Consider the following 13,351-nt stretch of genomic DNA (forward strand, 5'->3'; position numbering starts at 1 on the left):
CCCAGCCGGCGTAGCTTTGCCCGACCAACGCCCCAGCCCTCATGTTCAAGCCCGAGGTTCGCATCCAGCAAACCGAGTTACTCTCCGACGACTGGTACACGCTGCACAAGTACACGTTTGCACTGCAGCAGGCCGATGGCGAATGGTGCCACCAAAGCCGCGAGGTGTACGACCGCGGCAACGGCGCCGTAATCCTGCTTTACCACCCCGAGCGGCACACGGTGGTGCTTACGCGGCAGTTCCGGCTGCCCACCTACCTCAACGGCAACCCCACGGGCATGCTCATTGAGGCACCGGCCGGCCTGCTCGACGACGACCACCCCGAGGACTGCGTGCGGCGCGAAGCCGAAGAAGAAACCGGCTACCGCGTGCACCACGTGCAAAAGGTGTTCGAGGCGTACATGTCGCCGGGCTCGGTTACCGAAATCGTGTACTTCTTCGTGGCCGAGTACCTCGACGACCACCGCATGCACGCCGGTGGCGGCGTGGTGCACGAGCAAGAAAACATAGAGGTACTGGAGTTGCCCTTTGCCGAAGCCCTGCGCCTGATGCACGCCGGCGAAATCAAAGACGCCAAAACCATTATGCTGCTGCAGTACGCCCAGTTGCACGGCTTGGTGCAGCCCTAGGTGCCTTTAGGCAAACCGCGCCCATGTGCCCCGTTTAGGCCAAACCCGCGCTGTTAGTTGCCCCACGTTGCTGAGAGCCCAAAGTAGCGCTGAGTGGCACTCGGCGCTGGCGCCGCGGGCGCCAATCCGGGGCCGCGCCGTATGGCGTAAATCCGCGCAGTACCGCACGGCGGCCGTTGGCCGCCACGCCGAGTGCCACTCAGCGCTACACGCGGGCGCCTCGCAGCGTGGGTTACCTAGTGCCTGGCGGGCGGCTTGGGCACCGCCAAGGATGCTGAGATGAGATTGAATTTGCTGGTCTGGGTTGCTTGGGCAGAGTAATGCTCACGCGCCCAGGCATCTGGTTTATTTGCCTTATTACACGTTTGCTGCATGCCCAATGTCCTCGCCTATTCCCGCGTGTACTTCGAAAATGCCTCCGGAAGCGTAGCCGAGCACCCCGAGGGTTTTGCGGTGCTTAGCTGGCACAAAGGCCCGCGGCACCTCAACGATTTCAAGGCCGTGCTCAACCACCTCGACCGCCTGCTGCGCCTGCGCAACTGGAGCAAGCTGTTGGCCGATCAGCAATTGATGACGCCCTTTACGCCCGAAGAAACGGCCTGGGTAATGCAAGATTGGCTGCCCCGGGCCGTGGGCGAAGGCCCGTACCGCTACGCTGCTGTCATTCTACCGCTCGATGTATTTGCCCGCTTAGCGAGCCAAAGCGTGCTGTCGGAGTCGCAGAAAAAGTTTGTGGCCTACCAGCACTGCGCCACCGAGGCCGAGGCCGTGCAGTGGCTGCGGCAGCTCGGGTAGCCGCCTAAGCCGTGGGCAGGCTGCTGTTCCAGATGTCGCGGTGCAGCTTCCACTCGTTGCCTTCGTGCTTCCATACGGCCAGGTACTTGCCGCGGTCGACGAGCTGGCGCGCCTCGCCGAACAGCCTGTAGGTACCCATTTCAATGGCCGTTTCGTCGTCGAGCTGTTCCACTTCCACCGGATGCAATGCCGCCTCCCGAATACCGCTTTGCATGGCCGAGTGCCAGTACGCGGCAATGTTTTGATGGCCCGATACCGGCTCGTGGCCCGAGGGCAGCACCGTGCCGCCCTCCGAGTAAAGTCGTGCCAACCCAGCCGCATCGGCGCGCGCAAAGGTGCGCTCGAAAGCGTGGTTGGCCTGCTGTATTTCATCCATAATCGTTACCGACAGCGCATCCATGGGCTACAGGGTTAGGTGATGATCGACAAATACTTACCTGGCAGGATAAGGTATAGCATTCGGCCGATACTTCGTACCTCTTCGGCCACAAACCGGTAAAGTGCCGGCCGCCCTAGGTGCCGCGGGCTGCGGCTGCGGGCGGCACCTAGGGCGGCCCGGGCTTAGCGGGCCGCGCTGGCCGGGGCCTTGCCCGGACGCAGCCGCACGCGGTACAGGTTGCTTTGGCCGTTCAGTATCCCGTTGGGGGCGGCTTCGGACACAGAGCGCATACTGCCGAAATACAGCCATTGCCCATCGGCCGAAAGGGTAGGCGTAAGCTCGAATTGCGGGGAGTTGCAGCTGCCGGGCAGGTGCACCGGCGTGCCCCAGCCCGTTGCGGTGCGGGGGGCGGCGTATAAGTCGCCGGCGCCCAGGCCAGTGCTACGGTCGCTCCAAAACAGCAGCCAGCGGCCGTCGGGGGTTATTTCCAGGTCGCTTTCCGAGGCTTTGGTGTTGAGCTCGGGCCCGAGGTTTTCGGGCGCTCCAAAGCGGCCTTGCGCTAGGCGCGAGCGGTACCCATCGAGGCCGCCGTGGCCGCTGCGCCGCGCCGAGCTAAAATACAGGTAGCCCTCGTGGAAGGAGGGCCCCAGCTCCATGCCCTTGCCGTTGATATCGGACCCTAGGTGTTGGGGCTGGCCCCAGGTGCGGCCATCCCAGCTTACCTGCCACAAATCCAGGTCGCGGCGGGTCGAGTCGCGGCTGGGCGCGGGGCGGTCGGAGGCGAAGTACAGCGTGCGGCCGTCGGGGCTGAAAGTGGGGTCGGAGTCGGCGTAGCGCGCATCGGCAAACGGCACCGGCTGCGGCGCCTGCCACTGCCCGCGCTCCAGGCGGCTGATGAAAATGTGCGCCTCCTGAAAATCGGGCTTGCTGCGAGCAAACACCAGCGTGCGGCCATCGGGCGCGAGGCTGGGGTTGTACTCGTTGGCCTCGGTGGAGAGCGTGCCCGGCCCAACCAGCTCGGCCGGCGCCGCGGCTAGGTTGCCCAAATCGAGCACAGGCGGCAGCTTTAGCGAGGTGGTTGCCGGGCGGGTGCAGCTCAGCCCAACGGCGCCCAGCAGGCCAAAAACAGCGGGCCAAGCCATGAGGTGTTCAAAAGCAAATCGACGCATAAATCAGTAGCCCAAAAGCATGTGCGCTACTGACTGCCAAGGCTAAGGGCGGTTGCAGCAACGCGCCCACATGATGATGTGAGCACGGCAGTTGCTGCGTACCGGGGCTGCTTTTGCTACCAACGCCTAGGTGCTGCCCGGCCGAACAGGCTAAGCCACACCGGCAATATCGAGTTGGGCAAGCTGCGGCACCGCCACGGGTAGTTGCGTGCGCAGCAGCAGGGCGGCAACGGCGCCCGGCAACTCAGCAAGGGTAAGCGGCTGCGCCGGCCGGGCCACCAAGTGGTAGTGCGTGTCGCGGTGCGCGTGCAGGTTGGTTTTGTCGAAGGAGTACAGGCCGCGGCGGGCGTAGCGCACAAAGCCTTCGGCGTTGCGCCCACTCCGGGCGGCGTGGGCTTCGGCTTGCACCAGCGCGGCGGCTTCGGTTTCGGGCAGCGCCAGAAAGTACTGGTGCAACTGCAGCAAATCTTCCTCCGACGCGGCTACCGACCCGGGCAGCACCCCACCGCCCGAGGCCACGTGCACCACGTAGCCCTCGTTGTCCACGGCAAACCAGTCGATGTCAGAGTCCTGCTGTTCAAGTTCGGAGATGCGCATGGCGGAGTGAGGTAAGCCGTTGATTCGGGCGCAAAGCTACCGCGCGCCGACTCAACGGCCCCAGTTGCCGAAACCTAGGCCAGCCCAAGTCGCCTTGGCCACCGTGCCCCTAAGAAATCTGTACCACGCCCTCAATGTGCTTCATGGCCCATTGGTCGAGGCGGTGCAGAATGGGGGCTAGCTCGGCGCCTTTGGGACTGAGCTCGTAAGTAACCTCCGGCGGAAAGCCGTTGTGCACCGTGCGCTCCACCAAACCGCCGTTTTCGAGCTGGCGCAGTTGCTCCAACAGCACTTTCTTCGATACCCGCGGAATAGCGCGCCACAGCTCCGTAAAGCGCATCGCCCCCGCCGACAAGTGGAAGAAGATAATCGGCTTCCATTTGCCCGAAATCAGGTTGAGGGCCACTTTGGTAGCGCACTGCTCAACATCGCGGTAGGTATGGCGCATACGCGGGGTAAACCAAAAGGTAACTGGGTAACCAGCAGGTAAACTTCTTGAGGCGGTAGGGCAGGGGCGCAACCTTTGTTTAACCAAGGCTGGCAGCGGCTGCCACGCCGACCCAAGATAGTACTCAACCTGCTTACCCTTATGCAAGTTCAACTCATTCGCCACGCCACGCTGCTGCTGAAAGTAGCCGGCAAAACCCTGCTCGTTGACCCTATGCTGGCCCCGCGCGGCCACGACGAGCCCGTGCCCATGTCGGCCAACCAGGTGCGCATTCCGCTGGTCGATCTGCCATTCCCCGCCGACGAGCTGCCCCAGCTGCTGGCCTCCGTTGATGCCGTGCTGCTCACCCACACCCACCGCGACCATTGGGACAGCGTAGCCCAAGAGCTGCTCGCCAAGCACCTACCCATTTTGTGCCAGCCTGCCGATACCGAAACCCTGCGCGGGCAAGGCTTCACGGAAGTACTGCCCGTGGAGGCGCAGCTCGATTGGGAAGGCATCCGCATCTACCGCACGGGCGGCCAGCACGGCACCGGCGAAATAGGCCAGATGATGGGCACTGTATCGGGCTTTGTGGTAGAGGCCGAGCAGCAGCGCCTCTACATTGCCGGCGACACCATTTGGTGCGATGAAGTAACCCAAGCCCTCGACCAGTACCGCCCCAACTACATCGTGCTGAACGCCGGCGGCGCCCAGTTCCTGAAAGGCGACCCGATCGTGATGACGGCCGCCGAAGTAGCGCAAGTAGCCCGCTACGCCTCGCAAGCCACCGTGTACGCCGTGCATTTAGAAACCGTCAACCACAGCACCGAAGACCGCGCTATAACCAAGGCTTACCTAGAGCAACAGGGCATAGGTTCGCAAGTTCACGTGCCGGCTGATGGCGAGTTACTGCCTCTCACGTCGCGACAGATAGAGAAACAGTTGAAACACTAGAGGGAAGAAATGAAACCGGCCCGCTGTCATAGCGAGGCCGGTATCTATAAGGAGGCGGGTCTATTACGGGGCACAGCCTCGCGCGAAGATCAGCACCAGCGACAAGCTCCCGCTAGAAAGGGATAGATGATTTGTATTCGAAAAACGGTATTTAGTATTTTATCTAACTTTAGCCGCTGTCAACGCCCTGCAATTATGAATGAACAACTGATAATCAAAAATTTTGGTCCGATTAAGGAGGCTGCTGTGAATTTCAAAAAAGTCACAGTGTTTATTGGCCCTACTGGCGGTGGTAAGAGTACTTTAGCTAAGCTAGTATCCATATTTCGCGATGTGGATTTTTATATTTCAGAATACGGGCCGCTAGATTTACTTCAGTTTTACGGAATTGAAAGTTATTTTGAAAAGAATAGTGAGATTAAGTTTAATAGAGATAGGTATGGATTGAAGTTAAAGCGCAATTCAGTCACATATGACAAAGTTACAAGGCAAATAATAAATAGTTATACAAAGTTGACTACAAAGGCATTTAATGAACGTTCAAAAGAACGAGTGCCAAGCCTAGTTGATTCTATTCATAGCGCTGCTAAACAAGCAGGCCTAGATAATAGTGGAGTGGACGATATAATGAATAATATATATCCTATAGTAGAGCAAGTAATACAAGATACAAGTCGGGAAATGATGAAGATCATATTTTCGAAAATGTTCTTGTATACTCATCCTGCCTATATACCTTCTGAGAGAATGTTTGTATCGGCTCTAAACAACTCGTGGGCAGGTTTAATGCGTGATGATATTGGTCTTCCTCAATCTTTGCTGGCTTTTGTTAATAACTTTTCTCAGTTTAGGTCGTCTATAGGTAAGTTAGAGTTGCCGATGTTTAATGTTAATTATATTCATAAAGACGGAGAGGATCTGATAGAAATTAAAGGGAGTGAAAAAAAGTTAAGTTTACACGAAACTGCTAGTGGAATTCAAGCCACAGCACCGTTGTTAGTTTTGATTGAATATCTCAGTCGCAATGTTGAAGAAGTACAGAGTTTTATTGTTGAAGAACCAGAGTTGAACTTGTATCCGGTAGCGCAACACGATTTTATAAAATGGCTGGTGCAAAAATGCTGTTTAGGTAATAATGACCTAACCATCACAACTCATAGTCCATACATATTGGCAAGCTGTAATTTGCTTATGGAAGCTTATAAGGTTTGGCAACAGCGTCCTGAACTCGAGATGGAAATAGATAAAATTGTTCCACGTGCTTCGTGGATTAATCCGGATAACTTTGCGGCTTATTATGTTGATAAAGAAGTCGTGTCTATTAAAGACGATCGTACAAATTTGATAGGTGGAAATCATCTGGATGATGTCTCTGGTAGTATTTCAGATGCGTTTAGAAAATTATTGCGTCTTAAAAAGCAGCGGGACAATGCGTGAAATTATTGAAAATAGGTTTACTCATTGTCGACAAAAAGGCTGTATTAATATATATCCTGAGCCGGTTTCTTATTATGCTGATCCGCCTGGAGAAGGTTGGGTTTGCCGAGTTCCTGATGAGGACTTTGATCCAGAAAGACACTTCACGGTTTATAATTCAGGTGAAAGGAATATTCATTTAGTGGCTATAGATAAATGTCTAATTGGTCGCAATAAACAAATTCGTAAGCGCTGTGATTGTGTGTTCTTCGAGGAGCGTGATGTTTGTTTTGTTGAATTCAAACTTCGCGCAGAAGGGCGGGAACATGAAGATGACCGCAATCAACAAACTAGGTTAGAAGAGGCCGCAGAACAGTTGCTACAGACGATTCAGCTTTTTGAAGAGGAAGGCCTCCTTACTAACGAGCATAGAGTTAGAGCTTATGCATTTGTGGGTTACGGCCCTTTATATCCGGCCCCTACCACAACGTTGGTGTATTTGGCAGAATATCTTGATAGTAACATTAGATCAGCTATTGATTTTGATGCAAAGGATAGCGTGATATTCTAATTTTAATCGGTTTCTTATTGTATGCAGCTTGAACATTCCGATCTTAAAAACAACACCGCCGGGCTAAATAGGCCCGGCGGTGTTGTTTTCTCTTTATGAAGTTTTACTCTACTCCCCCAGCTTCTCCAAAATCTGCTGTGCCGCCACAGCAATGACAGTACCGGGTCCATAAATGCCCGTCACGCCAGCGTCGTAGAGGAACTGGTAATCCTGCGAGGGGATAACACCACCGGCAATAACAAGTATGTCTTCGCGGCCGAGCTTGGCCAGCTCCCCGATGAGCTGCGGCACGAGGGTTTTGTGGCCGGCGGCCAGCGACGACACGCCTACCACGTGCACATCGTTTTCGGCGGCCTGGCGGGCTACCTCCTCGGGCGTCTGGAACAAGGGGGCAATGTCCACGTCGAAGCCTACGTCGGCGAAGGAAGTGGCAATTACCTTGGCGCCGCGGTCGTGGCCGTCCTGGCCCATTTTGGCCACCATCATGCGGGGGCGGCGGCCTTCTTTCTGGCTGAACTCGTCGGCCAGCTGGCGGGCCTTGGCAAATTCCTGGTCGTAGTCCATTTCGGCAGAGTACACACCCGACACGGTGCGGATGGCGGCCTGGTGGCGGCCGTACACCTTCTCGAGCGCGTCGGAAATTTCACCTAGGGTAGCGCGCAGGCGGGCGGCCTCCACGGCCAACTCCAACAAGTTCTGCTGGCCCGAGCGCGCGGCATCGGTCAGGGCATCGAGGGCGCGCAGCACGGCGGCCGAGTCGCGCTCCGAGCGAATGCGGTTGAGGCGGGCAATCTGCGAGTCGCGCACGGCGGCGTTGTCGATGTCGAGAATCTCGATGTCGGTTTTCTCCTCCACGCGGTACTTGTTCACGCCCACAATCACCTCCTTGCCAGAGTCGATGCGCGCCTGCTTGCGGGCGGCAGCCTCCTCGATGCGCAGCTTGGGCAGGCCCGTTTCAATGGCCTTGGCCATGCCACCTAGGGCTTCAACCTCCTGAATGAGGGCCCAGGCTTTGTCGGCCAGCTCGTGCGTGAGCGTTTCTACGTAGTACGAGCCGCCCCAGGGGTCCACCACTTTCGTGATGTCGGTTTCGTGCTGCAGGTACAGCTGGGTGTTGCGCGCAATGCGAGCCGAGAAATCGGTGGGCAGGGCAATGGCCTCGTCGAGGGCATTGGTGTGCAGGCTTTGCGTACCACCTAGGGCGGCGGCCAGCGCCTCCACGCAGGTGCGCGTTACGTTGTTGAAGGGGTCTTGCTCGGTGAGCGAGTAGCCTGAGGTTTGGCAGTGCGTGCGCAAAGCCAACGACTTCGGGTTTTCGGCCCCAAACTGCTTGATGAGCTTGGCCCACAGCAAACGGCCGGCGCGCATCTTGGCAATTTCCATGAAGTGGTTCATGCCGATAGCCCAGAAGAAGGACAGGCGCGGCGCAAACTGATCGATGGTCATGCCCGCCCGCAGGCCGGCGCGCACGTACTCCACGCCGTCGGCCAGGGTGTAGGCCAGCTCCAGGTCGGCGGTGGCGCCGGCTTCCTGCATGTGGTAGCCCGAGATGCTGATGGAGTTGAAGCGCGGCATCTTCTGCGCGGTGTAGGCGAAGATGTCGGCAATGATGCGCATCGACGGCTCGGGCGGGTAGATGTAGGTGTTGCGCACCATGAACTCCTTCAGAATGTCGTTCTGAATGGTACCCGACAGCTTCTCGGGTGCTACGCCCTGCTCCTCGGCGGCCACAATGTAGAAGGCCATAACCGGCAGCACAGCGCCATTCATGGTCATCGACACCGACATCTGATCCAGGGGAATCTGGTCGAAGAGTACCTTCATGTCCTCCACCGAGTCGATGGCCACGCCGGCCTTGCCCACGTCGCCCACCACGCGCGGGTGGTCGGAGTCGTAGCCGCGGTGCGTAGCCAGGTCAAAGGCTACCGACAAGCCCTTTTGCCCACCCGCCAGGTTGCGGCGGTAAAAGGCGTTCGATTCTTCGGCCGTCGAGAAGCCCGCGTACTGCCGAATGGTCCAGGGGTTCTGCACGTACATGGTGCTGTACGGCCCGCGCAGGTACGGCGCTTGGCCCGCGCCAAACCCTAGGTGGTCGAGTGAGGCTACGTCGTTGGCCGTGTAAAACGCCTTCAGCTCGATGCCCTCCGGCGTAGCAGAGGTTTTGGTGGAGGTAGGGCTGGCAGGCAGCGGAGCTGCGTTGTAAGGTATATGGGCGAAATCGGGTTTCATAAGGAAATGCTCTTCTGCTCGTTGGGGGCGGCTTGCTCGATCTGTCATCCTGAGCAAAGCGAAGGACCTTCTCTCGCCAGATAGAAATTACTATCCCGCGTGGTAAGGTCCTTCGCTTTGCGGACGCTAGATATAGGATGACAGGACTTCAGAATGATACAATACGGTTACTACCTACCTTGCAGGCGCGCCAGCACATCCTCGGTGGTGTGGCCGTGCACGGTAAACTCCTTGAAGCCGAAGTGTTTCACGGCGTCCTGCATGGTAGCCAGGTCGGCAGTGAGGAGCAAGGGCGGCTCCAGCTCCAGCTCGGGCGCGTTTTCCTCGTCGAGCTTCATGATGAACTGCGCGAACTCGCGGAACTGCGGCTCCTGGGCGTACATCAGCGTGGCTGCATCGGGCGAGGAGAACAGCACCGACAGCGTGCCCACGGGCGGCAAATCGTTGGCGGCGGGGCGCTCGTCGGGCGGCAGCATGTTGGTGTACAAATCGTGCACGAAATGAATGGTATCGGCCCCCAGCAGCACCACCGCGGCCGACTTCTTCTGCAGCTCCTTGCGCACAAAGTGCATGGCCGTGGCCAGGCGCAGCACCTCCGAAGGGTATGCAGCCCGCGTGGTATCAAAGTGGCGGCTGCGTAGCAGTTTCTTCGGGTCAAAGTCGAACTGCTCCGTAGGGTTCTGGAAGCGGTTGGTGCCCACAATCACCTGCTCGCCGGTGGCAATGCCGTGAAACTTCTCCAGCGCCAGCTTGCGGATGTCCTCCATGATGCGGCCGCGGTTCATCAGGAACCCGCCCTTGGCGTCGATGTCCTGGAACATGGCCCAGGCCTCTTGCGCCAACTGGTCGGTTAGCGTTTCGATGAAGTACGAGCCAGCAGCGGGGTCGGCTACGCGGTCGAGGTGGGCCTCTTCGCGCAGAATAATGGGCACGTTGCGGGCAATGCGCGCCGAAAACTCGTTGGGTTCGGCGTACAGGCTGTCGTAGGGCGTTACCGAAATAGAATCGGCGCCGCCCAGCACCGCGCTCATGGCCTCGGTGGTAACGCGCAGCATGTTGGTATAGGGGTCGAGGGTGGTCTGCGTCCACGACGACGTGGCCGCGTGGATGCGCAGCGCCGACGCTACCTCGGTGGGCAAACCGTAGGCGTGCAGCAGCGTGGCCCACAAGCGGCGCAGGGCGCGCAGCTTGGCCATTTCCATAAAGTAGCTCGGGCCAATGCTCACGTGCACGTGCATGGCCGACGCCACCGTGGCGGCGTCCACGTCGAGGTCGTCGGAAATGAAGTTCTCGAAGTACACCGCCGCCAGGCCCAGAATGCACGCCAGCTCCTGCGTGGCCGAGGCGCCGCGGTTGCTGAAAAAGCTGCCGTTGAGGGGCAGCGTGAAGAAGTTGGGCAAGTGGCGCGTAAGCTGCACGCAGCGGCGCAAGGCGTGCACCAGCACGGCGTAGTCGTCGGGTTGGCTAATGGCGCCGGGCGAGTACCGCAAAAAACCTTGCAGCTGCGCCCCGCCCGCGGCCTCGAGCAGGCGGGCCGTAAACTCCTCGGGCTGGCGCGATACCGTGAAGCCTAGGTAGGCCGTGCCGAGCGGCAGGTTGGCAGCGAGGTATCCCAGGTCGAACCGATCGGGCGCATCCAGGTCGAAGTGGATGCCGTCGGCACCGTTCTGCAGGGCTTTGGCCGCGAAGTTGACGACGGCGTGGCCGTCGTCGGTGGCGGTTACGCGCAGTGTGGGCACGTTGCGCCACGCGTTGGGCGCCGCATTGGGCGTGTGGCGCACCTGCGGCGTGGGTTGCTGACCTAGGGCGGCCAGGGCTTCGCGGTGGTAAAAGGGTTCGATTGCCAAGCCCTCGGGCGTGTGCCACTGCAGTTTGGCGGGGTCGGCCCCTTTCAGGTCGCGCCGGATGCGCTCCTGCCAGGCTTCGGTGCTAAGCGAATCGAACTCAGTAAATGTAATGGGCGCAGAACGGGGCGTATCGGACATAAAACGCAGGGGAAACTAGCGGTGGGCAACGCGGGCCAGCTTTAGCGGCGGAAAGATACCGTGTTTGGTGGCAAAAAAGCGGCTGGCAATCGGCTATGCCTGCCAAGCTGCGCTTTCGGCCGCGGCATTGCACCTAATACGGCGGCCCGGCGTTGGAGTGGCGCCCGTAGCCGTGGCTTGCTTATTGTACCTTTGCTGTTATGACTGCACTCCTGAATCGGAGCCTGGGATTGTTGTTGGCCGCTGTGGTAGCCCTGCCGGCTTGCCAGCGCGCTGCTTACCAGCCCCAAGCCCAATTGCCGGCCACCACGGCCGTTACCGTAACGGCCGCCCAAGCCGCCGACCCCAAGGTAGAAGCCGTTGTGGCGCCTTACCGCCAAAAAGTAAAAGAGCAGATGGACGAGGTAATCGGTACCGCGCCCACGGCCATCCGGAAAAACAACGGCGAGTCGCCGCTGGCCAATTTCACGGCCGATATCCTGCGCGAGCGGGCTGCCACGGCCCTAGGTCAGCCCATCGACCTAGGCGTGATGACCAACGGCGGCTTGCGCGCCGAGCTGCCCGCCGGCAACATCACGGTGGGATCGGTGTTCGAGCTGATGCCCTTTGAAAACGAGCTGGTGGTGCTGGATGCGCCCGGCCCCGTGGTGCAGCAGATGTTCGACTACGCCGCCCGTGTGAAGATGGCGCTGGCCGGGGCTACCTACACCGCCACCCCCGACGGCAAGCCCGCCGACATCCAAATTGGCGGCAAGCCGTTCGATGCCTCGCGCACCTACACCATTGCCATTTCCGATTACCTGGCCGGCGGCGGCGACCAACTCACGTTTTTCCGGCCAATTAAGCCCCGCACCACCGGTGTGCTGGTGCGCTCAGCCATCAACGACCACATTCGGCAGCTTACCAAGGCCGGCAAACCCGTAGAGGCCAAGGTAGAAGGCCGGGTAAAGCTCATCAATTAACAATGATCAATGAACAATGAGCAATGATCAATTAGCAGTGCGTACTGACCAAAAGAGTTGCGGGCAACAGTGGGCACTCCGGTATCATTGTCAGCTCCTTACCATGCACTGCTCATTGTTCATTAATAATTGTTCATTGCTCATTGCTAACTGCTCATTGAATACATGAATCGTCGCAACTTTATTAAATCATCGGCATGGGGCGTGGCAGGCCTAGGTCTGCTGGGTCCGGGCCTCATCAGCTCGGCCGAAGCAGCCGGCGGCCAGGTGCGCCTCACCATTCTGCACACCAACGACATGCACTCGCGCATCGACCCGTTTCCGGCGGGTAGCGCGCAGTTTGCCGACCAAGGCGGCATGGCCCGCCGGGCCGCCTTGGTGGCCAGCATCCGCAAGGAGCAGCCCAATGTGCTGTTGCTCGACGCCGGCGACATTTGGCAGGGCACGCCCTACTTCAACTTCTTCGGTGGCGAGGTGGAGTACAAGCTGATGAGCCAAATGGCCTACGATGCCGCTACCCTAGGTAACCACGACTTCGACAACGGCCTGCAGGGCCTGGAGAAGCAGCTGCCCAATGCGCAATTCCCGTTCATCAACGCCAACTACGACTTCTCGCAAACCGCGCTAAAAGGCCGTTTTCAGCCTTACAAAGTATTCGAGAAGCAGGGCGTGCGCATTGGTGTGTTTGGCGTGGGCATTGAGCTGGCCGGCCTGGTAGGCGACCGAAACTACGGCAACACCAAGTACCTCGACCCGATTGCCGTGGCCAAGGAGCAAGTGCAGCACCTGCGCGGCCACGAAAAGTGCGACCTGGTAATTTGCCTTTCGCACCTCGGCTACAAGTACGAAAGCGCCAAAGTCGACGACCACAAGCTGGCCGCGGCCGTACCGGGCATCGATCTGATTTTGGGGGGGCACACGCATACTTTCCTCGATACCCCCACCGTTGTGGAGGGCGGGCAAGGCCACCGCACGCTCATCAACCAAGTGGGTTGGGCAGGCATCAAGCTCGGGCGTATCGATTACGTGTTCGACCGCAAAACGCGCGCAGCGGGCGTGGCAGCGGCTGGGGCGTTGAGTATCAGCGCCTCGGCCCTCGGTTAGCGCGAAAGCGTTTGGCAGCCTGCCGATTTTTCCACAATTTTGTCTCCCTTTCGCCGAAACCGGGCCCGCGCGCCCGGTTCTCGGTCTACTTAGTCTCCACCTCTCCGCACAACGATTGCGCCGCCTAACTG

The 13,351-nt window shown here is 58.9% G+C and carries 13 protein-coding genes; 7 read left to right on the forward strand and 6 right to left on the reverse strand.

What is annotated here, in order from left to right:
* Positions 1-41 precede the first annotated feature (41 nt).
* The gene (nudK, locus tag D3Y59_RS17615; RefSeq protein ID WP_119446237.1) at positions 42-629 is read left to right on the forward strand and encodes a GDP-mannose pyrophosphatase NudK; all 588 of its coding nucleotides are present in this window, start codon (positions 42-44) and stop codon (positions 627-629) included.
* A 372-nt stretch (positions 630-1,001) separates the two neighbouring features.
* Positions 1,002-1,424, forward strand: a complete 423-nt coding sequence (locus D3Y59_RS17620; protein ID WP_119446238.1) for a hypothetical protein — start codon at positions 1,002-1,004, stop codon at positions 1,422-1,424.
* 4 nt (positions 1,425-1,428) lie between these two features.
* Here the strand turns inward: D3Y59_RS17620 and D3Y59_RS17625 are convergent, their stop codons facing one another.
* The 4 genes from D3Y59_RS17625 to D3Y59_RS17640 all read right to left on the reverse strand — a co-directional run bounded on the left by D3Y59_RS17625 (position 1,429) and on the right by D3Y59_RS17640 (position 4,017).
* Complete coding sequence (locus D3Y59_RS17625) at positions 1,429-1,824, reverse strand: YybH family protein (protein WP_119446239.1); 396 nt, start codon at positions 1,822-1,824, stop codon at positions 1,429-1,431.
* 161 nt (positions 1,825-1,985) lie between these two features.
* Positions 1,986-2,972, reverse strand: a complete 987-nt coding sequence (locus D3Y59_RS17630) for a TolB-like translocation protein (protein ID WP_119446240.1) — start codon at positions 2,970-2,972, stop codon at positions 1,986-1,988.
* Between the two features lie 150 nt (positions 2,973-3,122).
* On the reverse strand, positions 3,123-3,569 hold the full coding sequence (locus D3Y59_RS17635) for a hypothetical protein (RefSeq protein ID WP_119446241.1): 447 nt from the start codon (positions 3,567-3,569) through the stop codon (positions 3,123-3,125).
* Between the two features lie 109 nt (positions 3,570-3,678).
* A complete protein-coding gene (locus D3Y59_RS17640) occupies positions 3,679-4,017 on the reverse strand; it encodes a winged helix-turn-helix transcriptional regulator (RefSeq protein WP_119446242.1) in 339 nt (112 codons plus the stop codon).
* 141 nt (positions 4,018-4,158) lie between these two features.
* Here D3Y59_RS17640 and D3Y59_RS17645 point away from each other — a divergent pair, with 141 nt between their 5' ends.
* The 3 genes from D3Y59_RS17645 (at position 4,159) to D3Y59_RS18415 (ending at position 6,940) form a co-directional block, all read left to right on the forward strand.
* Positions 4,159-4,953 (forward strand): MBL fold metallo-hydrolase, encoded by a 795-nt coding sequence (locus D3Y59_RS17645; RefSeq protein WP_119446541.1) that lies wholly within the window; start codon positions 4,159-4,161, stop codon positions 4,951-4,953.
* Between the two features lie 195 nt (positions 4,954-5,148).
* Positions 5,149-6,390 (forward strand): AAA family ATPase, encoded by a 1,242-nt coding sequence (locus tag D3Y59_RS17650; protein WP_162910880.1) that lies wholly within the window; start codon positions 5,149-5,151, stop codon positions 6,388-6,390.
* Positions 6,383-6,940: a hypothetical protein gene (locus D3Y59_RS18415; RefSeq protein WP_162910881.1), complete on the forward strand. Its 558-nt coding sequence runs from the start codon at positions 6,383-6,385 to the stop codon at positions 6,938-6,940. The genes D3Y59_RS17650 and D3Y59_RS18415 overlap by 8 nt, the downstream gene beginning before the upstream one ends.
* A 108-nt stretch (positions 6,941-7,048) precedes the next feature.
* Here D3Y59_RS18415 and scpA read toward each other — a convergent pair whose 3' ends face one another.
* Positions 7,049-9,169, reverse strand: a complete 2,121-nt coding sequence (gene scpA, locus D3Y59_RS17660) for a methylmalonyl-CoA mutase (RefSeq protein WP_119446245.1) — start codon at positions 9,167-9,169, stop codon at positions 7,049-7,051.
* 170 nt (positions 9,170-9,339) lie between these two features.
* Positions 9,340-11,154, reverse strand: coding sequence for a methylmalonyl-CoA mutase family protein (locus D3Y59_RS17665; protein ID WP_119446246.1), 1,815 nt, complete (start codon positions 11,152-11,154; stop codon positions 9,340-9,342).
* 200 nt (positions 11,155-11,354) lie between these two features.
* Here D3Y59_RS17665 and D3Y59_RS17670 point away from each other — a divergent pair, with 200 nt between their 5' ends.
* A complete protein-coding gene (locus tag D3Y59_RS17670) occupies positions 11,355-12,116 on the forward strand; it encodes a 5'-nucleotidase C-terminal domain-containing protein (protein ID WP_240410424.1) in 762 nt (253 codons plus the stop codon).
* Between the two features lie 165 nt (positions 12,117-12,281).
* Positions 12,282-13,220, forward strand: coding sequence for a bifunctional metallophosphatase/5'-nucleotidase (locus tag D3Y59_RS17675; protein ID WP_119446247.1), 939 nt, complete (start codon positions 12,282-12,284; stop codon positions 13,218-13,220).
* Positions 13,221-13,351: the final 131 nt, after the last annotated feature.

This window comes from Hymenobacter oligotrophus, assembly GCF_003574965.1.
Classification (GTDB): domain Bacteria; phylum Bacteroidota; class Bacteroidia; order Cytophagales; family Hymenobacteraceae; genus Solirubrum; species Solirubrum oligotrophum.